Annotated in this window: 26 protein-coding genes and 1 pseudogene; 17 read left to right on the top strand and 10 right to left on the bottom strand. The window is 58.4% G+C overall.

Annotated elements, in window-relative coordinates; genetic code table 11:
- Both PHF39_RS12390 and PHF39_RS12385 read right to left on the bottom strand, forming a co-directional pair.
- On the bottom strand, positions 1 to 422 hold a 422-nt coding region (locus PHF39_RS12390; RefSeq protein WP_300224569.1), incomplete at its 3' end, for a DUF3821 domain-containing protein.
- Positions 423 to 722: 300 nt separating this feature from the next.
- Positions 723 to 1184, bottom strand: a complete 462-nt coding sequence (locus tag PHF39_RS12385; RefSeq protein ID WP_300224567.1) for a metal-dependent transcriptional regulator — start codon at positions 1182 to 1184, stop codon at positions 723 to 725.
- Between the two features lie 168 nt (positions 1185 to 1352).
- Between PHF39_RS12385 and PHF39_RS12380 the strand changes: the two genes are divergently transcribed.
- The 8 genes from PHF39_RS12380 to PHF39_RS12345 all read left to right on the top strand — a co-directional run bounded on the left by PHF39_RS12380 (position 1353) and on the right by PHF39_RS12345 (position 5254).
- Complete coding sequence (locus PHF39_RS12380; protein WP_300224565.1) at positions 1353 to 1634, top strand: FeoA family protein; 282 nt, start codon at positions 1353 to 1355, stop codon at positions 1632 to 1634.
- The gene (locus PHF39_RS12375) at positions 1634 to 1909 is read left to right on the top strand and encodes a FeoA family protein (protein ID WP_300224563.1); all 276 of its coding nucleotides are present in this window, start codon (positions 1634 to 1636) and stop codon (positions 1907 to 1909) included. Before PHF39_RS12380 ends, PHF39_RS12375 begins: the two co-directional genes overlap by 1 nt.
- Complete coding sequence (gene feoB / locus PHF39_RS12370; RefSeq protein WP_300224561.1) at positions 1906 to 3906, top strand: ferrous iron transport protein B; 2001 nt, start codon at positions 1906 to 1908, stop codon at positions 3904 to 3906. The genes PHF39_RS12375 and feoB overlap by 4 nt, the downstream gene beginning before the upstream one ends.
- A 2-nt stretch (positions 3907 to 3908) precedes the next feature.
- Complete coding sequence (locus PHF39_RS12365; protein ID WP_300224559.1) at positions 3909 to 4346, top strand: hypothetical protein; 438 nt, start codon at positions 3909 to 3911, stop codon at positions 4344 to 4346.
- A 2-nt stretch (positions 4347 to 4348) separates the two neighbouring features.
- Positions 4349 to 4636, top strand: a complete 288-nt coding sequence (locus tag PHF39_RS12360; protein WP_300224557.1) for a hypothetical protein — start codon at positions 4349 to 4351, stop codon at positions 4634 to 4636.
- A gap of 165 nt (positions 4637 to 4801) precedes the next feature.
- Entirely contained in the window at positions 4802 to 4954 is a 153-nt protein-coding gene (locus PHF39_RS12355; protein WP_300224555.1) for a hypothetical protein, read from the top strand.
- A gap of 70 nt (positions 4955 to 5024) precedes the next feature.
- Complete coding sequence (locus PHF39_RS12350; protein ID WP_300224553.1) at positions 5025 to 5153, top strand: hypothetical protein; 129 nt, start codon at positions 5025 to 5027, stop codon at positions 5151 to 5153.
- Positions 5105 to 5254, top strand: a complete 150-nt coding sequence (locus PHF39_RS12345; protein WP_300224551.1) for a hypothetical protein — start codon at positions 5105 to 5107, stop codon at positions 5252 to 5254. The genes PHF39_RS12350 and PHF39_RS12345 overlap by 49 nt, the downstream gene beginning before the upstream one ends.
- A gap of 9 nt (positions 5255 to 5263) precedes the next feature.
- Here the strand turns inward: PHF39_RS12345 and PHF39_RS12340 are convergent, their stop codons facing one another.
- From PHF39_RS12340 to PHF39_RS12310, 7 genes are read right to left on the bottom strand one after another with little or no spacing between them, the layout of a single operon-like run.
- Positions 5264 to 6355 carry an adenosylcobinamide amidohydrolase gene (locus PHF39_RS12340; RefSeq protein WP_300224549.1) on the bottom strand — a complete coding sequence of 364 codons (1092 nt, stop codon included), beginning with the start codon at positions 6353 to 6355 and terminating at the stop codon, positions 5264 to 5266.
- A gap of 32 nt (positions 6356 to 6387) precedes the next feature.
- Positions 6388 to 7761, bottom strand: a complete 1374-nt coding sequence (locus tag PHF39_RS12335) for a cobyrinate a,c-diamide synthase (RefSeq protein WP_300224547.1) — start codon at positions 7759 to 7761, stop codon at positions 6388 to 6390.
- A 1-nt stretch (position 7762) separates the two neighbouring features.
- Positions 7763 to 8794 carry a cobalamin-binding protein gene (locus tag PHF39_RS12330; protein WP_300224545.1) on the bottom strand — a complete coding sequence of 344 codons (1032 nt, stop codon included), beginning with the start codon at positions 8792 to 8794 and terminating at the stop codon, positions 7763 to 7765.
- The gene (locus PHF39_RS12325; protein ID WP_300224543.1) at positions 8794 to 9543 is read right to left on the bottom strand and encodes a sugar phosphate isomerase/epimerase family protein; all 750 of its coding nucleotides are present in this window, start codon (positions 9541 to 9543) and stop codon (positions 8794 to 8796) included. The genes PHF39_RS12330 and PHF39_RS12325 overlap by 1 nt, the downstream gene beginning before the upstream one ends.
- Positions 9540 to 10835, bottom strand: a complete 1296-nt coding sequence (locus PHF39_RS12320) for an ABC transporter ATP-binding protein (RefSeq protein ID WP_300224542.1) — start codon at positions 10833 to 10835, stop codon at positions 9540 to 9542. Before PHF39_RS12320 ends, PHF39_RS12325 begins: the two co-directional genes overlap by 4 nt.
- Positions 10832 to 11779, bottom strand: a complete 948-nt coding sequence (locus PHF39_RS12315; RefSeq protein ID WP_300224540.1) for an iron chelate uptake ABC transporter family permease subunit — start codon at positions 11777 to 11779, stop codon at positions 10832 to 10834. The genes PHF39_RS12320 and PHF39_RS12315 overlap by 4 nt, the downstream gene beginning before the upstream one ends.
- Positions 11780 to 11819: 40 nt before the next feature.
- Positions 11820 to 12185, bottom strand: a complete 366-nt coding sequence (locus tag PHF39_RS12310; RefSeq protein WP_300224538.1) for a hypothetical protein — start codon at positions 12183 to 12185, stop codon at positions 11820 to 11822.
- 313 nt (positions 12186 to 12498) lie between these two features.
- Between PHF39_RS12310 and PHF39_RS12305 the strand changes: the two genes are divergently transcribed.
- The 9 genes from PHF39_RS12305 to PHF39_RS12265 all read left to right on the top strand — a co-directional run bounded on the left by PHF39_RS12305 (position 12499) and on the right by PHF39_RS12265 (position 23746).
- On the top strand, positions 12499 to 13653 hold the full coding sequence (locus PHF39_RS12305) for an adenosylcobinamide amidohydrolase (RefSeq protein ID WP_300224536.1): 1155 nt from the start codon (positions 12499 to 12501) through the stop codon (positions 13651 to 13653).
- Positions 13650 to 14687, top strand: a complete 1038-nt coding sequence (locus PHF39_RS12300) for an AAA family ATPase (RefSeq protein ID WP_300224534.1) — start codon at positions 13650 to 13652, stop codon at positions 14685 to 14687. Before PHF39_RS12305 ends, PHF39_RS12300 begins: the two co-directional genes overlap by 4 nt.
- 2 nt (positions 14688 to 14689) lie before the next feature.
- The gene (locus tag PHF39_RS12295) at positions 14690 to 16588 is read left to right on the top strand and encodes a VWA domain-containing protein (RefSeq protein WP_300224532.1); all 1899 of its coding nucleotides are present in this window, start codon (positions 14690 to 14692) and stop codon (positions 16586 to 16588) included.
- A complete protein-coding gene (locus tag PHF39_RS12290; RefSeq protein ID WP_300224530.1) occupies positions 16585 to 17841 on the top strand; it encodes an ABC transporter substrate-binding protein in 1257 nt (418 codons plus the stop codon). The genes PHF39_RS12295 and PHF39_RS12290 overlap by 4 nt, the downstream gene beginning before the upstream one ends.
- A complete protein-coding gene (locus PHF39_RS12285) occupies positions 17838 to 18911 on the top strand; it encodes an iron ABC transporter permease (RefSeq protein ID WP_300224528.1) in 1074 nt (357 codons plus the stop codon). Before PHF39_RS12290 ends, PHF39_RS12285 begins: the two co-directional genes overlap by 4 nt.
- Positions 18908 to 19942, top strand: coding sequence for an ABC transporter ATP-binding protein (locus PHF39_RS12280; protein ID WP_300224526.1), 1035 nt, complete (start codon positions 18908 to 18910; stop codon positions 19940 to 19942). The genes PHF39_RS12285 and PHF39_RS12280 overlap by 4 nt, the downstream gene beginning before the upstream one ends.
- A complete protein-coding gene (locus tag PHF39_RS12275; protein ID WP_300224524.1) occupies positions 19932 to 22124 on the top strand; it encodes a nitrogenase component 1 in 2193 nt (730 codons plus the stop codon). Before PHF39_RS12280 ends, PHF39_RS12275 begins: the two co-directional genes overlap by 11 nt.
- Entirely contained in the window at positions 22121 to 23404 is a 1284-nt protein-coding gene (locus tag PHF39_RS12270) for a nitrogenase component 1 (protein WP_300224522.1), read from the top strand. Before PHF39_RS12275 ends, PHF39_RS12270 begins: the two co-directional genes overlap by 4 nt.
- A gap of 147 nt (positions 23405 to 23551) precedes the next feature.
- Positions 23552 to 23746 (top strand): hypothetical protein, encoded by a 195-nt coding sequence (locus PHF39_RS12265; protein ID WP_300224520.1) that lies wholly within the window; start codon positions 23552 to 23554, stop codon positions 23744 to 23746.
- A gap of 128 nt (positions 23747 to 23874) precedes the next feature.
- Here PHF39_RS12265 and PHF39_RS12260 read toward each other — a convergent pair.
- A pseudogene (locus PHF39_RS12260) lies at positions 23875 to 24338 on the bottom strand (Crp/Fnr family transcriptional regulator); the annotation flags it as partial.

Here is a 24338-nt window from a genome sequence, read left to right as displayed (position 1 = left end):
ACGACAATTGGCTTGCCATCAGTCCCCACCAAGGGAGTTGACTTATCCGAGCCGAGCAGGTACCAGTTTTCGGTGTATCCGACAAATGACAGCTGGTCGACAGTGAATGCCTTATAACTGGGCTCCAAGTCAACCTTTTTGGATGGGCCAGTCTCGGTTACATATGCTGCCGATGCCCACCAGCCAACGGTGAAGTTGGTAGGTGCGTTATCGACAATGCCGCCAGCATTAATGTTAGCCTTTTCAGCTGCCTGGTTCAGAGCATGAGTCAGGTTGAGACCCTGCTCACCAATGAAGATAGTTGCTGTCCGGTTGATTGCCGTGTTGTTCTTTTCCACAATTCCAAGTGCCGATACCGGCATTACAGCTAGAAGAATAGCCAGCGCAATTGTTACAAGGATAAGCGATACTTTTGAAGCCATGCGTGAAAATCTCCGGATATCATCAAAATATCAGAAAAATTCACTTGTTCGGAACATATCAGGGGTTCCCTCACGTATTTCGGAAAATGGAAGCAGGACAAACAAGATTAGGGGCACTAATAACAGTATGATGCGGCCTGCCGGCCATGGGTATTCCGATTCATTACAGGAGAACCTTCAGGGAATTTCCGTGAATGAACGGACGGGTTGGACAGGATCTGTACGGGCAGATCCCCCGCGGGAGAGAGAACAACAAAAAAATGCCAGAGAACATCTGACCGGTATTCCCTTCTTAACGTTTTAATGCACCGGGCTCTTCACGGACGCTTTTGCCTGCCGTACCTGTACGAAGGCCCCAAAATCCTTCATGATCGATCCAGCTTCCGGGGACTCCCGGAGATAGGCAAGAAACAAACGGATGTGGTCGATGGTTTCCGGATGCAGCTCGTGCTCCATCATACAGGCGTCCTGCGTTGCCGTTGCTTCCGAAATTCTGAGGATCTCAAGGAGCGACTTAAGGGTCTCATGCCGGTCCCGTATGACCTCCGCGATCTTCCTCCCCTCCGGAGTCAGAGTGACGCCATCGTACTTCCGGTACGTGATCATCCCCATCCGGTCGAGCTTCTGGACCATCTCGACAACGGTGGGCGGCTGGATGCAAAGCTCGTGGGCAATGTCCTTGGTGCGGGCATAGCCCTTCTCCGAGGATACATTGAGGATGGCTTCCAGGTAGTCCTCGGCTTTCCTGCTCAGCGAATGCATGATCCATCTTGGTTGCGCGGGGTTATAATATTTAGGATGCCCGAAATTGCATAATGCGCGCAGGAAATTAGGTTTTCGTGGCAATTCCGAACTTGTTTTTGTTCGTGGGGAGGGATCCGAACATTGTTCGGCCACCCGTTATCCGAACCGAACATCTGATAATCCTGCATGGAAGTTTTAGAGAAAAAACCGGAAGGTATGGCCGCGGACGAGAGTGTCACCACGCTCGACCGGATCGTGCCCCCGGGAATCTGTCGTGTTGTCATGGTACCGGCCCGTGGGCCGATCCGGCAGCGGCTGCTCGCGTTCGGGTTTGTCCCTGGCGCGGTGGTCGAGGCGGTCCGGACCGCACCTCTCGGCGACCCGGTCGAGTACCGGGTAAAGGGCTGTGCAATCTCGCTCCGGAAAGAGGATGCCCGTCTTATCTCCGTAACCCCGGGAGGTGCCTGATGGAAGAGAACATCCCTCTCTCGTTCCTTTCTCCCGGCACGGAAGCAACGGTCACCGGTATCCGGGCAGGCTGCGGCATGATCCAGCGGCTTTCTGCCATGGGCATTCACCCAAAAAGCCGCCTTACCGTGGTCTGTTCGGACCGCGGCCCGCTGATCGTATCGGTTGCCGGGACGCGGTATGCACTCTCGAAGGGCATGGCGATGAAGATCCTTGTTGCACCGGTGCAGGGCCAGGAATCTGTGGCCTGCGCTGACGCAGGGGAGACCGCATGAAAACGATCCGGATCGCCCTTGCCGGCAACCCGAACGTGGGCAAGAGCACCATCTTCAATGCGCTGACCGGCTCGCGGCAACACGTGGGCAACTGGCCCGGCGTAACGGTCGAGAAGAAGAGCGGGTATGCCCGGATAGGGGACCACGAGATCGAGATCGTCGACCTCCCGGGCACCTACAGCCTCACCGCCTATTCGGTTGATGAAGTGGTGGCCCGCGATTACATCATCGAAGAAAAACCCGATGTCGTTGTCCATGTCGTGGATGCCACCAATTTCGAGCGGAACCTGTACCTCACCACCCAGCTTATGGAGCTCGGCGTCCCGCTCGTCATGGCCCTGAACATGTCGGACATGGCGGAGAAGAGCGGGACGGTGATCAACCGGTCCTCGATTAAGAAATACTTCGAGATCCCGGTTGTCAGGACGATAGGAAGCAAAGGTGAGGGACTCAACGAACTCCTCCGGTGCGCTATCAACGAGTCCGAGACCTCACCCCACCACGAGCACGCCATCGGGTACGGGGATGCAATCGAGAGCTCAATCTCCGGAATCGGCACTGCCATCAGCAGCGACCCGGCCCTTGCCGCCCGCTACCCGCCACGCTGGCTCGCCATCCGGCTCCTGGAAGGGGACGGGAATGCAAAGGAGAAACTCCGGGGAAGTTCCGCGGAACACAAGGTCCTTTCCCTGCTGGAGCAGTGCGATCCTGACCAGGTCGAAGCGGAGATGGCCGACCGGCGCTACGAAGTCATCGCAGCACTCCTGCCGCAGGTCTGCACCACCTGCGTGAAGGAGATGAGTTCCTCGGATATCATCGATCAGGTCATCACGAACCGGTACCTCGGCATCCCGATCTTCCTTGCCCTGATGTGGGGGGCGTTCCAGCTCACCTTTGCGGTCGCCACACCGTTTATGACGGCTATCGACGAGCTGTTCGCGTACTGTGCAGCAGCCCTTGCCGGGAGCGGTGCGGAACCGGCATGGCTCATGTCCCTCCTGGGCGACGGGATTATCGGAGGACTGGGCTCGGTCATCATCTTTTTGCCCAACATCTTCATCCTCCTCTTCCTCCTCTCACTTCTCGAAGACAGTGGGTACCTTGCCCGGGCTGCATTCGTGATGGACCGCCTGATGTATGCCATCGGGCTTCCGGGCAAGTCGTTCATCCCGATGCTGATCGGTTTCGGGTGCAACGTGCCTGCCATCATGGCGACCCGGACCATCGAGGACAAGAACGACCGGCTGATCACGATCCTGATCAACCCGTTCATGTCCTGCGGCGCCCGGCTGCCGGTCTTCGTCCTCCTTGCCGGGGCGTTCTTCCCGGCAAATGCCGGTAACGTTGTCTTTGTCCTGTATGTCATCGGGATAGTCGTTGCCATTGCCTCGGCCTGGCTCTTCCGGAAGACCATTCTCCCCGGGAAGCCGGCGCCGTTCCTCATGGAGATGCCCCCCTACCGGCTGCCTACGTTCTTCACCTCGGTCCGCCACATGTGGGACCGCGGGTACATGTATATCCGGAAAGCCGGCGGGATCATCTTAGCCGGTGCGCTGATTGTCTGGTTCCTTGCGACATTCCCGTACGGGGTGGAGTACGGCAGCGCCGAGAGCTATGCCGGCATGCTTGGCCACCTGCTCCAGCCGCTCGTTGCCCCGCTCGGGTTTGACTGGAAGATCGCCGTTGCGCTTCTCTTCGGGTTCATCGCAAAGGAGATCGTTGTCGGGTCGCTGGGCGCCCTGTACGGCACCGGTGAGGACGAGGGGACCCTCTCTGCGGCGCTTCTTGCCGACCCGTCGTTCGGAGCGGTCACGGCCTTTGCGCTGATGGTTTTTGTCCTCCTCTACATGCCCTGCGTTGCCGCTATCGCGGTTATAAAAAAGGAGACGGGCTCCTGGAAATGGACCATCTTCTCGGTGGGATACGGCATTGCCGTTGCGTATATTCTCGCGCTCGTCATCGTGCATGCCGCCCCCGTTCTTACAGGAGGGATCTGATTATGACATCAACCCTGAAAACAACATTCGCCGCCGTCTTCGGCATCCTGTACTGGCTCTCTGGCCTCACCATGATCCTCTCTGCCCTGGTCCCGGCTCTCGCGGAACCGGCCGGGCAGTTCATGATACCCGCGGACCCTGCTGCAGGGTTCGTGCTCTGCGTTGTGGGGACGGTCTTCCTCTTCGCATACCGGAGACTTACCGCGGGAACCGCTGGCGGGCAGGCGTACCTTTACGTTGCGATGGGGCTCTCCCTTATCTTCGGGATCGTTGCCCTGCTCTCCATGCTGGCGGTTGGAGCGGATCTCATTCTGTTCGGCGATGGCGAGCCCTGGGACCCGGCTCAGGTCCTGATACCGATGGTCTGGCTGGCCCTCCTCCCGGCAATCGGGCTCTATGCCTGGGGCAGGGAGTTTGTCGGGAACATCACAGGGACGTGATCATGTCGGGAACTCTCCAGTCCATTGCCCGGCTCATCCGCGACGGCCACGTCACCCTCGCCGAATGCCCGGCCCGGCTCGGGATAACCCGGGAGCAGCTGGATAACTGTCTCCAGCTGATGGAGCGGCAGGGATACCTTGTCCGCCAGGGAATTCCGGTGGATACGGAGGGCTGTACCTGCGGCCACTGCTGCGCTTCGTGTTGCAGGAACGGGTTGCAGAATCCCCCGGTCACCTTCTCCCTTACGGCAAAAGGCGAACGGCTTCTCCGGCACAGCACGGCGGGCTGATAAGGCCATCAGGCTTTTTCTCTCCAGCCGGTGACCGGGGCGCTGCTGCACGAACTCTCCCCGCTTCCCTGCATAGCGGTCTCACAGGGTTAGTCCGTGGCGCTGCCCGGACCTGCGCAGTTTATCACCGTTCTCGTGGTATTGACTGGGTGGGGATTCCGGAGCATGTTACCCAAGGTTCCCCCACTCCCGCCCGGGGCATGGCGGGTTTTTGCGCTCCTCTTTCCGGTGGCTGTTGCTATCGCCTTTGTGATCGTTCTTTTCGTTTCGCTCCCGCAGGAGCTGTTCCTTCCTCTGGCCGGGCTCATCGCAGCGTAAATCCTTCCCCCGGCCGGCAAGGGAGACCGTTATCCCGGTCGGGATCGCGCTCGGAATTACGTGGTGGTACATGGCCCTTGCCATTGTTGCAGTCGATATGATTACCGCTCTCTTCATGGTGCTGAACTTTGATCTCCTGTACCGGGTCCCGTGGCTCGGGCCGCTGCTCGAAGATCTCACGAAAAGATCCGAATCCTGAAGGTCCCTGTCGGGAACATCCTGGACATCATCGGCAGGGAGAAGCAGGACGAGCTGAAGGCACGAATGGAGGCGATCCGGAAAGTCCGGAGCTTTGCGTGAGTGTCCGGGTTACCCGGTGAAGGGACTTTTGTCCCGTCTGGAACAGATGTGCCATGAGAGGCCTGCAAGGAGCTCATTAAGCGGAGTCCTGTCAGCCAGGGTGTGCGGGCCATCCGGAACTGTGACCGGGAACAGATTCCGGACAGCCTGGCATGCCGTCGTCTCCGTGATAAGACCCCACTCAGCTTCATCGATGATATGGAGGGCGGCGGCCACCGGCACAACAAGCTCCGGGTCTTTAGCATACCGGGAAACATTGCAGAGAAAGACCTCTCTCTCTTCTATGGTATATCGTCCCTGCGGTGTTATTGCGGAACATGCATTCCAGAGGTCTTCTCTGGTTACCCCGAACCGGGACAGCCTCACCAGCACGTCCCGCTGCGATTCTGCCGAGAGCCCGGTCTCCATCTCCAGTGCTTCCGTTGTTGCCCGGATCACGGTCCTGCCGATCAGTTCGCCGAGTTTCGCATGCTTCCCGGCATCCGTGAGGCGGAGCCGGGAGCCGGGATCGGATACGATGGCGATCATGTCGGTACCGGAGCCGGTGGCGATCCCGCAGGAGTACAGGCTTCGGGCCATCAGCTGCTGGAGGGCGGCGGCCTTTGCTTCAGATGCAGTCATCAGGGCCCGGGCCATCGCGTGCTCCGGCAGATCTGCTCCGATGACGAGGATTGTGTTGATGGTTCCGCCGACCGGCTCGAAAGAATCGCCGTCTTCGTAATACGATGCAGGGTCACCGGCCCGGCCGCCATTCTTGTCGATGCCGGCTGTCACGATGGCAGTGACCGCGAGGTCACGGAACTGTTCTGTTCTGATTGCGATATTCCGCATCTCCGCCCGGGTGACCAGGCCGGTGACAACCCCCGCGTCGAATCCGAGGCCGCGTGCAACTCCTTTCAGGTAGTCCCTTACACTCCCGCCATTATGATAGGACTCGCATGCCTCAACCGGGATCTGGTGATTGAAGACAGCCTCGAGATCCGTGCGGTAACCGCCATTCAGCCATGATGTGGAAAGAACCTTCCGCGGTCCTGTGAACCTGACCACCAGCGTTGTCCCGTGGTTTTCAACCCGCTCGTTGCCCGGCAGCACGGCCGTCATAGTTTCCGGTAGGTCGGTCCGGCCTGTACCCATTACCGGTACCTCCGGAACGCTTCGGCTGCCGCAACGAACTGTTCGCAGAAGGTATCGCTGAAATATGCATGAGTGTACGTCCCGACCGTGTTCTGTTCGGTCAGCCCGTCGTTCCCGTCAAGGATCCCGGTCCCCTGCCCGAGCCGCAGGGCGAACCGGGCGTCCGGGTCGCATTCTGTTCGGGAGAAATGGAACTCGTGGCCGAGGACCCGGGAACCCCCGGTCCAGAATCCGTCAGGACCGGAAAAGGTCCCTTTCACATAGCCCAGGGCCTGGATCCGCGATGTCATTTCCGTGCAGGCCGGAAGAATGCCAGCCATCTGATACTCACGAGCGGTGCTGATGGACCTGCCCAGGTACATCAGGCCGCCGCACTCGCCATAGATGGGCATTCCATGCTCTGCAAGATCGCGGATGGCATGCCGGCAGGATGACGCTTCGAGCCTGTCTGCATACAGCTCCGGATATCCCCCGCCGAGATAGAGAGCGTCCATCTCCGGAAGACGATCGTCCATGGGCGAGAAGAACCGTATCTCCGCACCGGCACGGGCGAGCCGGTCGAGGTTGTCCTGGTAGTAAAAGCAGAACGCATTGTCGCGGGCAACACCGATGGCAGCGCGTTTCTCGGCGTTTTTGGCCGTGGCAAAAACCGGGGCCGAAAGTGGCGGAGCTCCGCGGGCAACCGCAAGAATTGCATTAAGATCGCATGATTCCCGCACAACCTGCCCGTACGACTGCATCATGTCGGATTCGTGGGCCATGACAAGGCCGAGATGGCGGCTCTGTACCCCGGGCCCCTCCTGCCGGGGGATATAGCCAAGGGCAGGGACGAACTCTTCTGCCGCGATCATATCACGATGCTTAGTCCCGGCGAGCCGGTTGAAGATGATCCCGGCTATCCTGACCCGGGGATCGAAGTCGCGGAACCCCCGGACAACCGCGTGGACGCTCCGGGCTGAGGCTGCGGCGCTGACTACCAGCACGACAGGGGCCTTAAGAACCCGTGCCACGTGGGCCGTACTGCTGAAGTCAGAACCATCGATCCCGTCGAAGAGGCCCATCGCCCCCTCGACAACCGCGATACCCGCACCCGCAGAGGCGTAAACAAAGGTCTGCAGGACACCCTCTTCCCCCATCATGAACGGGTCGAGGTTCCGCGAGGTCCTGCCGCAGATCCGGGTATGATGAGTGGGATCGATGAAGTCCGGGCCGGTCTTGAACGGCTGGACGACAAGGCCCCGATCCCGAAGTGCGCTCATCAGCCCGCTTGCGAGGGAGGTCTTACCGCAGCCGCTCTCCGTTCCGGCAATGACGAGCCGGGGGATCGCGGTCATGATACTGTCCTCCCCCGAATCTCCGGATCCTGTATCCATGTTACCGTCTCCGCTGCACCAGGAACACGAACGCGGCGATGAAAAGAACCGTCCCTGCTGCACAGAACCCCGGCGTTCTGGCGGTCGGGGCCAATCCTGTAGATCCTCCTGATTCAGCCCGGGTCATCTCCCGTACGTCGGCTGCAACCTGTTCCGTTGCATCCACAATTCGTGGTCCTGCCCGGCTGATGGTATCCGCCTTCACGGCATAGACGCGGTGGATCTTCACGGCAGAGAGCGAGGCATACTGCGGGCGTGTCATGAAATCCTCGAGGATCACGTCCCGGGTCTCGTTGTCCATGCCGCCGCCACCGTTCACGATGATGATATCCGGGTTTGTCATCAGGAACTCCTCAAGGGAGACCGTGCCCCAGCCGCTCACCCGGGCAAAGGCATTCGTTCCACCCGCATGTTCGATCACGTCATTCTGGAGGGTATCGTTCCCGCTCACGTACAGCGGGTTGTTCCATACCACGTGTGCAATGGTCGGGCGGGTGCCTGCCGGCCGCTCTGCCGTCCCCAGGTTTGCGAGGCGCGACGAGAGGTTCCAAGCCAGCCGCTCAGCCTCCGCATCCGTGCCGGTCAGGGCCCCGACCAGCCGGATATCCCGGATCATGTCGTCGATGTTCCGGGGCGCAACAACCACCACGTTGAGGCCGAGCGCCCGGAGCCGCGCTGTCGTTTCTGCCGGGGTGATATCCGATGCGATGACCAGGTCAGGCCGGGCTGCCGAGACTTTCTCGGTGCTGATTGCGGAATATCCCCCAATGCGGGGGACGGTGTTCACTTCGGGGGGATAGTTACAGACATCCGTTATCCCCACGAGGCGGCCGGTAAGGCCGAGGGCAGCAAGGATCTCGGTGTTGGAAGGGGCAAGCGAGACGATCCGCTGGGGCGTTGTATTGAGCGTGACGTGTGTCCCGGCATCGTCGATCACCGTGGCGGCTGATACCGGCAGGACAGCGAAGGAAACGAGCAGCAGGGCGGCGAGCAGGGCTGCCTGCGGGTTTTGGAAAGGGGTGGTTCGTGGCATCAGGATCGGGCTCCGTTTTTTGATGAAGAAAGGTACACGAGGCTGTGGTCCGCGGCAGCCAGTTCGCGGGTCTCGATTACGAGGGTTGCATAACCGGGAAGTTGATCGAGAATGGAGGGAAAGTTGATGGTGCCGCTGCCGCAGGCATCATGGTCATCGTTCGTTCCGCCGTTGTCGTGAAGGTGGACATGGCAGCACTGCCCGGTGGCAAGGAACGCGTCAAGGTTCCCGTTCAGCCGGGCATGCCCGCAGTCGAGGACAAAACCCAGGCCGCGTGATTGCAGTTCGGGAAGGACGGCGGGAGTCTGGAAATGGCAGCATTCCCATGCGCCCATGTTCTCGACACAGGTGCAAACCCCGAGTTCCTCCTGGAGCCGGGAGAGCTCATCAAGCGAACGGAGAAGGGAGGCAAACGACCGGTCCCGGACCTGCTCATACGCGGCATACCCCGGGTGGACAACAAGGTGCCGTGCGCCGATACCAGCACAGGCTGCCATCATGTCGCCGAGAACGGCAACCGAGGACTGTCGCATACGTTCGTTGACCGAGGCGATGTTGATCTCGCTTGTGGGCGCATGGACGGAATATGAGCAGGTATACGAGCTGCATACCCCGGGATCCGCGAGAATGTCGTGGGGCCCGTCCGCTATGATCTCGACATGGCCCGTACGGGGGGCGAGGGTTTCTAGCGCTGCCTCCAGCGGACGGTCCATACAGCAGAATGTTGAGAGAAAGAACGAGCGTGTCATGGTATATTCACCGAAGATTCCAGAGGGGTGCCGGGATTCCCTTCCAGGATTGCAAGGATCCCGTCATATGTTCCGGTGCAGGATACTCCGGCAGTACAGAGTGCAGCATAGGCAGATGCCGCCTTCCCCCGGGTAAAGTCGTACGACGAGAACTCCCTGCCATCCGGGAGGTGGATGACGAGGCGCCCGGGTTCCATGCCCTGGAGAATTTCAAGGACCGGGTAATTGCCGGTACCGACCGGATGCACAGACAGGACGATGCGGTCGGCCTGCACCGCCAGCCGTTTGAGTTTTTCCAGGGCGTGCGCCGGGATCTGCGAGAAGGGGAGGACGGGGATGCAGGGAATCTCCAGTGCTTTTGCAACGGCATAGTCCGAATCGGTGGTTGCGAGGATGCCGGCTGAGACGGCATACCCGTTGCGGCAGAGGAACCGGAGGAGATCGCCCCCGCTCCCCCCGCCGGAGATGACAAGCACCTTCGGTTTTTCAAAAGAGCCGGCTCCGGTATTCCGCGTATCGAGCGGTACGAGGATGGTCCTGCCTGTTGCCGGGTGCGAGGTGGTGATCACTTCGGCCCCGTAGACTTCCCGCACTTTTTCCGGTGTAAGGACCTCCCCCGGTACGCCATCGGCAACAATGTGGCCTCCCTGGATCATCAGGAGCCGGTCGCAGTACTGCAGGGCGAGGTTGAGGTCGTGGAACACGCCGACAACGGTTCTCCCGGAACGGGCAAGGTCCCGGACAAGCGTGAGGATGCCGGCCTGGTGGGCGAGGTCCAGGTGGGATGTGGGCTCGTCCAGCAGGATCACCGGGGTGTCCTGCGCAAGGGCCCGGGCAATGAGTACCCGCTGCCACTCGCCCCCGGAGAGGGCGCGGATCGACCGGTCCTTCAGGTGGGTGATGCCGGTCCGGTCAAGGGCATGGTAACACCGGGCATAATCGTCGCGAGAGAGCGAGGCAAACCTGCTCGCCCGTGCATACCGCGACATCAGGACGACCTGCAGGACTGTGTACGAGAACGGCCGGTCCTCGTCCTGCGGGACAAAGCCGAGCGCGGCGCCCAGCTCGGCCGGAGTGTACCCGCTGACCGGCCTGCCGTCCAGTTCAAGGATCCCGCCGGAGGGGATCACGCGGCTGATCGCCCGCAGGAGCGTTGTCTTTCCCGAGCCGTTCGGCCCGATGATCCCGGTGAAGGTACCCTTGGTAAACGAGCAGCTGACAGACTTCACGATCTCCCCGGTGCCATAGCCGGCAACAAGGTCCTGTGCACGGACCGGATCCTGGCCGTTCATGCAACAGACCCCCTGCGGTAGATCAGCCAGATGAAGAACGGGGCGCCGATGAACGCGGTGATGATCCCGACCGGCAGGTCGGCAAAGAATGTCCGGGCAAGGGTGTCTGAGAGGACGAGGAGGATCCCGCCGGCAAGGATTGCGGCCGGAATGACCACGCGGTTGTCCGGGCCAAGGAGCATCCGGACGATGTGCGGGGTGACGAGCCCGACAAAACCGATGGAGCCGGCGATGGAGACGGCCCCGGCAACGAGCAGGGTGCTGCCACCCAACACCGTCCAGCGGGCTCTTGTTGCATCGATGCCAAGGTGGGCAGCGGTCTCCTCGCCGAGGGAGAGGGCGTTGAGGTCCCGGCCCATGAGGAAGAGGAGGATGCCTGCCGGCACCAGGATGGCAGTAGCGAGGACCGCATTGTCCATCGAGGCATTCCAGAATCCCCCCATGAGCCAGAAGAGGATCTGGTGGACGTTCTGGCCGGCCACTGCGATCAGGAACGAGACGATGGCCGAGAAGAAGAACGAGACGGCGATGCCGATGAGGAGGAGCGTCTCTGTTGAAATAACTCCACTCCTTCCTGCGATGAGCCATACCACGAGGATGGCGGCAACTGCACCGATCCACGCGAAGAGGGGGACAAAGAGCCCTCCGAGGAGGACGATAGCAAGGGATGCTCCCAGTGCACCGCCGGAGGATGTCCCGAGAATATAGGGATCGGCCATCGGATTCCGGAAGAGGGCCTGCATCGCGGCACCGGCAACTGCGAGGCTTGCACCGACAAAGAACGCGGCAAGGACGCGGGGGAGCCGGATGCCCCCGACGATGTCCGCGGCTCCCGGTGCGGTTGTGACAAAGCCGAAACCGGCCGGGCCGGTGAACGTGCAGACAATGATGGTCAGCGCTGCTGCGATGATGAGGCCGGTGATGACCGGAATTGTCCGGGTCACAGGAGACGATCACTCCCGGTCCCGGAATGGTGCCCCGCCATCATGCGGCACGCCCGGCAAGCGAACGCTCCTGTAAAAGGACATAGCGGATGAACGCATTTTCATCCGGGATTGTCCCTGCGTCCAGCACTTTTTCTGCTGCAGCATCGGAGCGGAACACCTGGATCCGGCCTGCATCCTGGGGTGTTGTGGAATACCGTACTTCGAGGGGGTTCTCGCGCCCATGCAACCCGGGACGCCGGGTATAATTATACGCAAACGCGACTGCCCAGCGATCTTCCTGCATGTCCACGTACACGCTCCCCAGCAGCTGCTGGTTGTTGTGGCGGATCAGGACTTCGTCTTCGAACTTCTCGATAAGTTTTTGTGTTTCCGATTGCGGTTTGATTCCAAAAAATTTTGACATGGTTTTCACCTCAATCTGATAGTAACCCGTGTGCGGGGGTTCGCTTCTCTGTACAGCTGTCACGTGATGTCCCTGCCATAGAGCCGGGAGTTCTTGCGCGGTCTGGCGGATTTATCCGCCGGAATACCGGGAGCACAGGGGCACCGGAACTGATTCTTCCGGCCAGTTGCCCGGCGAATTTCACGTGATTTAAATAGAATCATTTAGATCAACTTTATTTGTTCTAACTAAAATAAATTGTTGTTAGCTGAAAAATCAACTGCAGTTATCAGAGTGATATCTCTGCGTGATGACGAGAGGAGAAGTGAAATTATTGACGGTCACCGATCGGGAACAAGAGACTCCAGGAAACGTACTGAAACCATTGTTCGAGACTTCATCCGGGGAAAAAGTCTGCCGGAATGAGGACACTATCGTTGTATACCTTCCGAAGAACCGGAACTGCCTCACAACATCGTTCGTGAATGGCGGATATCATGAGGATCTCGAAGCGATCTTCAACCACCAGCCGAAAAATTCCGAGGGATGCCGTTCCCACTCGCGGGACATGGAAGGAGGAAGTATCGAGGCCTACATTGCGATCCATGCAAAAAGACTCGGCCTTGATCCGGAAAAAACTGCCGGTATGACCACCGCGGCAAGGATGAAGAACGCCGCAATTGCCACGCGCACATTCCGCACGTTCGAAGTTACCGCGATCGTGACCGCGGGTATCGAAGTCAATGGCGGGCGCGCCGGCGATCCGGCGAGCTGGCATGAAGAGGACGGAAAGACCGTCTACGTTGGCGGGACCATCAACACAATCATTATCGTAAATTCCCATATGCGGGCGAATGCTCTCACCCGGGCCGTCATGACCGCTGCCGAAGCAAAGGTCGTTGCCATCCAGCAGCTGATGGCACCCAGTAAATGCTCAACCGGGATCGCAACCGGATCCGGAACCGATCAGATCACTATCATCTCCAGCATGGACAGCCCCCATATCCTGACATGGCCTGGGAAGCATTCGAAGGCCGGGGAACTTATCGCTCTTTGTGTAATCGAGGCAACGACAAAGGCGCTTGAACTGCAGACCGGCCTCTCACCGGAAAGCCAGCGCGATATGCTGGTCCGCCTCTCGCGGTTCAATATTGAAGAGAAACACTACTGGGATGCAGCAACGTCGCTGGAGGGCGAACACAAACGGGAACCGTTCATTGAAGCACTCCGGGTCTTTGCGAAAAATCCCGCTGTGGTCGCGATGACCGCATCCATCCTCCATATCTGTGACGAAGTCTCCTGGGGGCTGGTGCCGGAACTGGCCGGAAAACGGTCTGCCCTTGCGATGATGCGAGCATTACCGGAGATGAGCGGGACACCCGGTCAACCGCACTGGGAAGTGATTCTTGACGAGCGACAATCGATCCTCGACAACTGGGTACGGCTGAGTGCCTGGTGTGTAAAACATTCCTGCGGGGGAAGTCCATGAGCGGCGAGAATGTGGTATATCCCTTCTCAGCGATCGTGGGACAGGACGATATGAAGGATGCGCTGATGGCAAACATCGTCCTCCCGTCTATCGGGGGCGTCCTTATCCGCGGCGAAAAGGGCACGGCAAAATCCACGAGCGTGAGAGCGCTTGCCGATCTCCTCCCTGAACGGGAGGTGATAAAAGGCTGTATCTTCCGGTGCAGCCCTTCCGATACCCGTAACCTCTGCGAGTCCTGCCGGGAGATCCTTGCCGGAAACGGGCACCCGGAGACCGTTCCTGCCCGTATGCGGGTCGTAGAGCTGCCCCTCTGTGCAACTGAGGACCGGGTAGCAGGGACGCTCGATATCGAGCACGCCATCACCAAAGGCACCCGGAAGTTTGAGCCGGGTGTGCTTGCATCGGCCAACGGCAATATCCTGTATGTGGATGAGGTCAACCTTCTCGATGATCACATCGTCGATCTCCTGCTGGATGCAGCGGCCATGGGTGTCAATTTTGTGGAGAGAGAGGGGATATCGTACTCCCACCCAGCCCGGTTCCTGCTTGTCGGAACGATGAACCCGGAAGAGGGCGACCTCCGCCCGCAGCTCCTTGACCGGTTCGGTCTGGTTGTTGATGTTGAGGGGGAGAGGGATACGGCAAAACGGTCGGAAATCGTGAAGCGGAGGCTTGCGTTCGAACCGGATCCTCCGGCATTCCTGAAGCAGTACGAAGCGGAGCAGCAGAAGATCCGATCACGGATTCTTGCCGCCAGACAGCTGGTTAGGACAATGGAACCTGATGACCACTTGATCGATACCGCCGTGAAGGTATCCCTCTCGCTCGGGGTAGATGGCCACCGTTCCGATCTCACTCTGGTGAAAACCTCGCTTGCGCTTGCAGCCCTTGATGGCCGGAGTACTGTTGGGAAGGAGCATATCCTGAAAGCAGCGGGCCTTGCCCTTCCCCACCGGATGCGCCGCCGCCCGTTCGAAGAGAGCAGAGTCGATATCGGAACAATCCATTCCCTGATCGAGGAGTGTTATTCCTGACCATGACTCCCCGCTTCCCGTTCAGCGCCATCACGGGCCAGCAGCAGGCAAAGAAAGCTTTACTCTGTGCGCTTGCAAGCGATGAGATCCGTTCTATCCTGATCACCGGGAACTGTGGAACGGGAAAATCAGTGCTTGCGCGGTCACTTGAGACTATTGTACCGGGGAAGAGACTGCTGAACCTGCCCCTGAACGTCACGAACGACCGATTGCTGGGCAGTATCGATATGGATGCGGCAGTCAGTACCGGAGTCATCCGGCATTCCCCGGGCATTCTCGAACAGGCGAACCGTCATATCTTGTATGCCGACGACATCAACCTAATGGATGAGGGAGCGGTCACCAGCCTGCTCAATACCGCGGAAACGGGGGAGGTCATCTGCGAACGCGAGAGCATCTCCCACCGGGCCCGGACACAGTTCCTGCTCGTCGCCACGATGAATCCTGCCGAGGGAGAACTCTCTCCCGCCCAGATGGATCGTTTCGATCTCTGTATCGGGCTGGACAGTATCGGGGAAGAAGAGATGCGCGGAGCAATAATCCGTAACCAGCTTGTCTTCGAACGGGAACCTGAAACATTGTCCCGACATTACGGAGAACAGGAGTCTGCACTTACAAAGACTGTTGCCGCAGCACGGGATCGTCTCCCCTATGTCAGCATTCCGGAAGGCCATGCCGGTCTCATCGCATCGGTCTGTCTTGAACTGGGCGTTGCCGGCCAGAGAGGAGACCTTGCTGCTGCCCGCGCTGCAAAAGCATTAGCGGCACTGGACAGCCGGGACAGTGTGGAGTTCGATGACATCAAACTCGCCACGCTGTTCGCTCTTGAGCACAGGAGGAGGGAGATCCCTGATGCCCCTCCGCCGGTGCCTCCTCAGAACAAACCGCCGAAGCAGGATAATGAACGTGAACAGGAGAAAAACCCGCCGGAGCCTGATCAATCCAATCCCCCACAAGAGGATCCTGACACTCAGCCGGAAACGAATCAGGAACGCGATCCAGAGAAGAAGAAAAACCTGCCACCACCACTCAGGGATCAAATCTTTGCCATCGGTTCGCCCTTTGAAGTGATCCGCTATCTCAACGAATCTTCGCAAAAGACAACAAGGAAACAGAAAAGCGGGAGAAGAACCCGGGTCATCAGTTCTGATGCATCCGGTCATTACCGCTCGTTCCGCTTCCCGGGAAAGAACCGGCACGATATTGCAATCGATGCAACGCTCCGGGCAGCCGCACCCTACCAGTGCTCGCGGGAGAAGCACGGGCTGGCAATTTCCGTAAGGAAGACCGATCTCCGCGAGAAGGTGCGCGAGAAGAAGACGGCCCATACGATCCTTTTCCTTGTCGATGCCAGCGGTTCCATGGGGGCACGGAAACGGATGGTGGCTGTCAAGGGTGCCATTGTATCGCTCCTCACGGATGCCTACCAGAAACGGGACCGTGTCGGGATGATGGTGTTCCGCGGGAGTGGGTCCCGCCTCCTCCTCCCGCCAACCAAGAGCCCCGACCTCGCCATCCAGCTGCTCCAGGCACTTCCCACGGGGGGAATGACTCCACTGACACAGGGGCTTGCGGATGCCTTCGAACTCCTGACCCGGGGGCGGTTTGCCTCTTCTGACGAGAACCGCTCCATTGTCATTCTGAGTGACGGAAGGGTCAATGTCTCCTGGAAAGACACCCGCTCGCCGTACGAGGAACTGCGTGACCTGGCCCGTAACGTCAGCGAATCGGATATACGGTTCGTTGTCGTGGACACCGAAGAAGGATTCCCCCGCCTGGGAAGGGCACGTGCACTGGCCGGGGATCTCGGAGCCACGTATTTCCGGCTGGAGGCGCTCTGCAGCCGGCACCTGGCCGGCGCAGTTCAGGGAGTTGTCTATCAAGGGGGGAGAACATCATGACCGATAGCAGAAAACGATGGATTGCTATTGTTATTACTATCGCTGTCCTCGCGATCCTTGCCATGGTCGCAGCAGCAGCACTTGTGCCGGGAAATTCAGCTCAAAAAATTACCAGTATCCCTGCTGTGAATTCTCCATCTGACCGTGACTTGTTTCCCGACAAGGCGTACCCTGAATTTGCGAATGGGTATTCTGTGGAATATCATGGTACCTACAAGGTGGTTCGAACCTATGATCCAACCAGGGGGAACTCCGGGAGCCATACCTATGTGCTCGTGCAGCGGGGCGAGAACATTCCTGAAGGTTACCCGGATGCACAGGTTTTTTTCATTCCTGTTGAGTCGGTCATTACCATGTCTTCAGTGAACGTAGCGGTCCTCGGAGAACTGAACGAGATGTCTGCCATACGGGGTAACGTCAACAACAACCTGGTTTTAAACGATACGTTCCAGGAACTGGCCAAAGCGGGAAAGATCACCGAAGTCGGGAGCGGGACAATGGCGATGAGCAATAATTTCCAGACCGAGAAGATGGTTGAGTTATCTCCCGACCTCGTATTCTGCACGGAAGGCGGAGGTCAGCAACAGAATATCGAGCCGAAACTGACAGAGACCGGGCTGCGTCCGGTCTTAACGCAGGCCTCGACGGAGGATACCCCTCTGGGCCGGGCGGAATGGATCAAGTACTATGCCTACTTCTTCAACAAGGAGAAGGATGCCAATACAGTCTTCGATCAGGTAAAAACGAATTATCAGGCAATCGCTGACAAGGTCAAGAATGTCAGCAACCGTCCGACAATAATATCCGGCTTAACCGTCCAGGGGATATGGTACGTTCCCGGCAGCAGAAGCTATGCAGCCCGTTTCTTCAAAGATGCCGGAGGGGATTACGTTCTTTCAAACTACACCGGAGGCGGCAATACGCCGATTGCTTTCGAGACCGTGTACGAGAAGGGCCAGAATGCCGATGTGTACCTCAATCCCGGGATGGTTGGTGTCGGCGGGGGCATCGATGCGCTGCTTGCCCAGGATTCCCGGTTTGGAAAATTCAAATCCGTCCAGACCGGTGCAGTCTACCATTTCGATGCCCGACAGAACGAGTTCGGGTCTCTCGATTACTGGTACTCGGGAAACATCCGCCCGGATATCATCCTTGCAGATCTTGTGAAGATCCTGCACCCGGATGTGCTTCCCGATCACCATCTCTATTACTACCGCCAGGTTGGTTCAGGTATAACAGGTGATACACCATGAAACTCGACGGATCGGACAATGGTGACAGCATGAGAAAATTTATCCTGGCACTCCCCCTGATTGCCGGATTCCTGGTTGCAGTATTCCTGCTCGACCTGATGCTTGGTGCGGTGAATATCCCCCCGGATGCAATCCTGACTATCATCAGCGGCGGCACCGTCAAAGCAACCTGGATGAACATTTTCTGGGACTGGCGGGTTCCCAAAGCCGTCACTGCACTCTGCGCCGGGGGAGCGCTTGCCCTCTCCGGCCTGCTGATGCAGACCTTCTTCCGGAACCCGCTCGCTGATCCTTATATCCTTGGTATCAGCTCAGGGGCGAGCCTCGGTGTTGCCATTATCATGATGTCGGCCGGCATCTTCGGGGCAGGGGCCGTGCTGGCCGGTCTCGGAATCCTCGGCAACATGAGCATCTCTGTGGCTGCTATTATTGGTGCATTCGCCGTACTCCTTCTCATCCTGCTCATATCTTCAAAGATCCAGAGCAACATGACGATTCTCATTCTGGGCATCATGGTCTCGTATATGAGCGGGGCGATTGTCACGATCCTCCTCCAGTTTTCGGACGAGTCCAGCATGCATACATATTCTCTCTGGACATTCGGCAGTTTCTCCGGTGTGACCTGGAGTCAGCTCCCCATTCTCACATTCCTGATCCTTATTGGTTTTCTCCTCTCCTTCTGCCTCGTCAAGCCGCTCAATGCGCTTCTTCTCGGGGAGCAGTATGCCGAGAGCATGGGGATGAATTACCGGCGGATCCGGATCATCATCATCTCCACAACTGCCCTGATGGCAGGTGTCGTTACAGCATTCTGTGGCCCTATCGGGTTTCTGGGCATCGCCATCCCCCACTTCTGCCGGGCGGTCTTTGTCTCAGCGGATCACCGGGTCCTGGTTCCTGCCTGTATTCTCGTCGGCGGGATCATCGCCATTGTCACGGATATCATCTCCCGCGTTCCGGGTACCGATATCATCCTGCCGCTCAATGCTATCACGGCACTCTTTGGTGCGCCGGTTGTCATCTGGGTTATTTTGCGCGGGACAAAGTTCGGGAGAGGGGTGACAACATGAGCGATGCTGCCATCCTTTCCTGTTCAGGTCTTACCATCGGATACCGGAACCAGAAAACAATTGTAAAGGAAGTAGCAACCGATCTCAACCTGCACCTCGACCGGGGCGAAGTTGTCTGCCTCATCGGTCCCAATGGCAGCGGGAAATCCACACTCATCCGAACGCTGACCGGTATACAACCGCCGCTGGATGGGGAAGTCCGGCTCTGCAACCGCCGGATCGAGGAGTATGGCCCGGAAGAGCGGGCAACCACCCTGAGCGTTGTCCTGACCGGCCAGATCCAGGCCGGGTACCTGACAGCGTTCGATATCGTTGCACTGGGGAGGTTCCCGTACACCAACTGGGCGGGTAAGCTGACTGAATCGGACAGGGCAATCGTTTACTCCGCTCTTGCATCGGTAGGTGCTGCCGACCTGTCCGGCCGTTTCATCCACGAGATGAGCGATGGGGAGCGCCAGAAAGTGATGATCGCACGAGCCCTTGCCCAGGAACCAGAACTCATGGTCCTGGACGAACCAACGGCTTTCCTCGATCTTCCCCACAAGATCGAGACCATGCGGATCCTCCGCCAGGTTGCCCGGAAAAACAAAAAAGCGATCCTCCTCTCTACCCATGACCTGAACACTGCCATACGGTGTGCCGACCAGCTCTGGATCATCGATCGTGAGGGGACACTGGTGGCCGGGACACCGGAAGACCTTGTCCTTTCCGGTATCTTCGGGTCCGCGTTTGCGATCGAAGGAGTATGCTTCGACACCCGCCGCGGAGAATTTTCCATTCCGGTCGACCACCGGGGAACATTCACTCTTACTGCGCCGGAGGAATCCGTGGAACGCATCTGGACCCTGTATGCCCTTGAGCGGATCGGATATGCCCCCGCGGGTGAGGCTGAGGCTGGAATCCATGTCATGGTAACAAAGGACAGTCTCCGGACCCGGTGGCACGTGCGGCATTCCTGCGGAGAGCGTGAATGCGGGAGTATCCGCGAACTGATCGAATGGTTATCCACAACAGAAGGTGATGAAAATTAAGATTGCTATCTATGGGAAAGGCGGTATCGGGAAATCCACCGTTGCTGCGAACCTTTCCGCGGCGCTTGCAAAGAATGGCCACCGCATCCTCCAGATAGGCTGCGACCCGAAACACGATTCAACCCGGCTCCTCCTTGGCGGGAAGATCCCGCTTACCGCTCTTGAATATATCCGCACAACGCTGCCGGAGCAGCGCAACGCGGGGGATATCGTGTACCGTGGATACGGGGATGTCGCCTGCGTGGAGGCCGGCGGGCCGGAGCCCGGAGTGGGGTGTGCCGGGAGAGGAATCATCACCACTTTCGAGCTCCTGGAGGATCTTGGGATCTCGCCCTCGCTGTTCGATATCACGCTGTACGATGTTCTCGGAGATGTGGTCTGCGGAGGATTTGCGGTCCCCATCCGCGACGAGTATGCCGATGCTGTTTACATCGTCACTTCGGGAGAATACCTGTCGCTCTATGCGGCCAACAATATCCTGCGGGGGGTAAAGAACTACACCGAGACAAAGAACCGGGTTGCCGGCATCATCTTCAATGCCCGCAATGTACCGGAGGAAGAGGAACGGGTGCGCCGGTTTTCCGAAGCGGTACACCTCCCGGTCGTTATCAGGATACCAAGGAGCGGGATTTTCGGCCGGGCCGAAAAAGAAGGGGGTACTCTGATCGAACGATACCCGGACGGGGATGAGACAGGGCTTTTCCGGACTCTCGCCAGTCACGCAGAGGGAATTATTGCCGACGGGGGAGCAAGCCTGCATCCTGCGCTCCCTCTGAGCGATGACGACCTCGAACGAATCGTCCTCTCCCGTCAGGATCCCCGTCCTGCAAATAAATTCGTTTTGCCGGATGCCGCCACTGCCACGGGCAGGTGCCGCAAATGCATCTCACCCGCCGTAAAGAACAAGCGACCCCTCTTTGGCTGCGCTTTTGCAGGTGCCATTGCTGTAACGGCCAATGTATCCGATGCGGCAACCGTAATGCACTGCCCGCGGAGCTGCGCCCTGATGATTGCGGAGAAACTGGTAACCACCGCGTACCATGCTGCACTGAGGTCCCATTGTTCCGGTGGCGGGAGCATCACAGACCGGCTCATGACCACGGATATGACCGATACGGAGTTCATTTTCGGGGGCGAGAAGAAACTCGCCGAAACCCTGGAGTGCGCCATTCAGAAAGGATACCGGACACTCTTTGTTATTACGGCCTGCCCTCCCGGAATCATCGGGGACGACATCGGGAAGGTGAGCGCTGCCGTAATCGAGCAGCATCCCGACATCCGCATCATCCCGGTAAAAGTCGATGGAAACCTGGTGGGCGATGGGCTGCAGGGACGCATGGATGCCTACAAGGCCGCCGCATCGCTTATCCGGCCACCTTCCACACCCCTGTCATCCCGGAAAAAATCGGTGAATATCATTGCCGAGCGCTGGGGGTCTGCCCGTGCGGAACGAGAGTTCCGGAGCCTCCGCGATCTCCTGGCACGCCTGGACATTTCCATCAACTGCCGGTTCCTCGGCAATACTGATTCCGCATCGATCCTCCGGTTCAACGAAGCATCCCTGAACCTTCCGACCGAGACGGACGAGACAATGGCCGCCATCAAAACGATGCTCGCTCCGGTCTCCGATGTCCCATTCATCGACCTGCCGCTTCCCACCGGTTTCCACGAGACCCGGGAATGGCTCCTTGCCGTTGCCCGGCTATTCGGTGAGGAAGACCGGGCACGACAGATTATCGCAGATGAGGAAGCACAATACAGGCAGCGGATTACCGGAGTTCGGCCGGCCCTGGAAGGAAAAACCCTGCTCATCTCGACATATCCCCATTCCTTTGACTGGATCTGTGACCTGGCCGACGATCTGGGAATGGTGATCCAGAAAGCCGGTATCACCTATTCGCCCTTTGCAGATACCTGCACATCCCGGTACGCTGGCAGGTTCCCTGTCGCGAACAATTATACCGTAGAGATGCGATCGGAGGATATCCGGGTGCTGAACCCGGACCTCCTTCTTTTAACGTACCCGGCATTGAAATCCACGGACCGCGTGCGAAGCGCACCGATCCCGTACTGTCCCGGCAGCGGGTTCATGGCAGGAGTTGACCAGGCGGAGCGGTGGGTCCGGTTGATCCGGCATCCGTGCACCGAAGGATGGAAGGCAGACGGGGTGGGGCTCCCATGATCACCGATCCGGACGGGTTCGTCGGAACCCTCCTTGCCATCGAGGGTATTGCCGATGCGCGTGCCGTCCTGAACGGCCCCAATGGCTGCCGGGGCTATCCGGCATGGTTCTCGGACCGCCATTACCCCCGGGAGAACTCACTGGACCGGCGCACGTTCGAGGAATTATTTTACTTCGGCCAGCCCCGTATTCCCTGCACCTACCTTGACAGTGACGATTATATTCTCGGTGCAACCGGGAAGCTGCGGGAGATCCTCCCGCTCGTTGCTGCAAAAGGCGATACGCTCCTTGCCGTGGTCAATTCACCAGGTGCATCGCTCATCGGCGACGACCTCGACCGGTTTCTTGTTGAGGCGGGCCTCAGCCATGTCTGTATGGCTATCCCGGGTGCGGCTTATTCCCACCCCCTTCCGGAAGGGTTCGATAATGCAATGGTGGCGGTCCTCCGCTGGCTGAAGCTCAACCGGCTCCCACGCCTCACGGATCGCGTAAACCTGCTCGGGATCTCAATGATCCAGAAGTACTGGCAGGGCAATATCCATGAGCTTACGCACCTGCTCTCCCTGATGGGGCTGACCGTTGTTGCCGCCCCGGGTGCCGGATCCGGTGTGGCCGGACTCCGTGAGTCGGTCACTGCTTCTGTCAACATCGTTGTCTTCCCGGAATACGCGCAGAAGACTGCAGAGTTTTACGAGAAGGAATTTGGCATTCCGGCCATTCGCTCTCCTGATGGTGCACCGGTCGGGTTTGCTGCAACCGAATCCTGGATACGGGCGGTAGCAGCGGCTACCGGCCGGGATCCGGCACCGGCACTTGCAGAGATAAGGAGGCAGCGGACACATGCCTGCCATCAAATCGCACGGCACCACCATGAGGGAGGTTACCCGAAAGGATCGAGTTTTGCCGTATACGGCGATTCATCCCTTGTCCTACCGCTGACAACGTGGCTGTACGAATATCTCGGGATGATTCCGGTGTCCGTCAGGTGTATGGCCGGAGGGGATTCGAACGTGGCAGGGCGAATCGCCGGGTTCCTTGCAGAGGATGCATTCTCCGGAGTCCTTGACGCGGATCCCGTAATCGCAAAACCGGATTTCTACTTTGGCAGCGAGATCGATGGGATGGACCTGGCTCTTGCCGGCAGCTGCCGGGAGATTGTCGGGCTTTACAACCGGACCAGCGGGGAGCCGGAGTTTGTCGAGCAGGCAACTCTCGGGGGGACCGGGGCACTCTGGATTCTTGAGCGGATCTTCTCCGCTGTAAAAAGATTTCCGGAATAAATTCTCTTTTTGCCAGTAGTACGGCTACAGTAAATACCTCCAGGAAAATTCCCGCATGCACCACAAACCTGCCTGAAATAATCCAAGCCGGTTTTAGCGAGTTTTTATTACATCCTGTGGGGAAGATACCAGACTGAGGTGTTCACTATGGAATGTGCACGACCCGCAAAACTGGCAAAGGCCGCGGTAAAGGAGATCCAGGGCCTTGAAGAAAAACTTGGCGTGACGCTCATCGCGTACGAGAAGATTCCGGCTTACAAAAAGATGACTGCTGCCGGGGTTGCAAAACTTAAGGCAGCCGAAAAAGAGACTGGTGCGATCCTCGTTGCATACGAGGCATAAGGGCCTCGGTCTGCTACATGGAAAATATTTCTCTTTTATTATTGCCTGGGGAATCAGCCTCTTAAATCAGGCTGTTCCTTTTCATAACAAATCCCTGTATTCAGAGAAACGTGACACCCCTATGATCTTCACTGCCGGGACAGGTCATGGATCACGTACTCAATCGAGGTGCTCTCCAGTTTCTTGAGGAAATTCGTGAACTCAGTGTCCACGATAACTATTGTACTGGTGATCCCGTGGAGGGCAGCCTCGATAACGCCATCCGCGGCGCCAAAGAACAGGTCGGGATTCTTTCCGATGGATTTCAGCGCCATGGATGCTTCGATCCCGATGGCGGCCGTCATCCGGGTCGTGGCAACGATCTCCTTCAGCTTGTCCTTATCCACCCTGCGCGAACCGCCGTGCTGGACCCGGGGTACCTTACAGACATGAATGGTTCCCTCATGGTGATCGATAATCCCGTTGACATCAACGATCCCGACATCTTCGTTCTTCTTCGCATCCTCGTAGACCATTGCAGTCGCAGATCTCGGTTTCTTACCTGTATAGAGATACCCGTCTTTCATGTACAGCCCGACCACATCACCAGTTT

Origin of the sequence: Methanoregula sp., from assembly GCF_028712425.1 — an archaeon.
Classification (GTDB): domain Archaea; phylum Halobacteriota; class Methanomicrobia; order Methanomicrobiales; family Methanospirillaceae; genus Methanoregula.
Note: the sequence above shows the minus strand (reverse complement) of the source record. Positions and strands in the feature narration are given on the sequence as shown.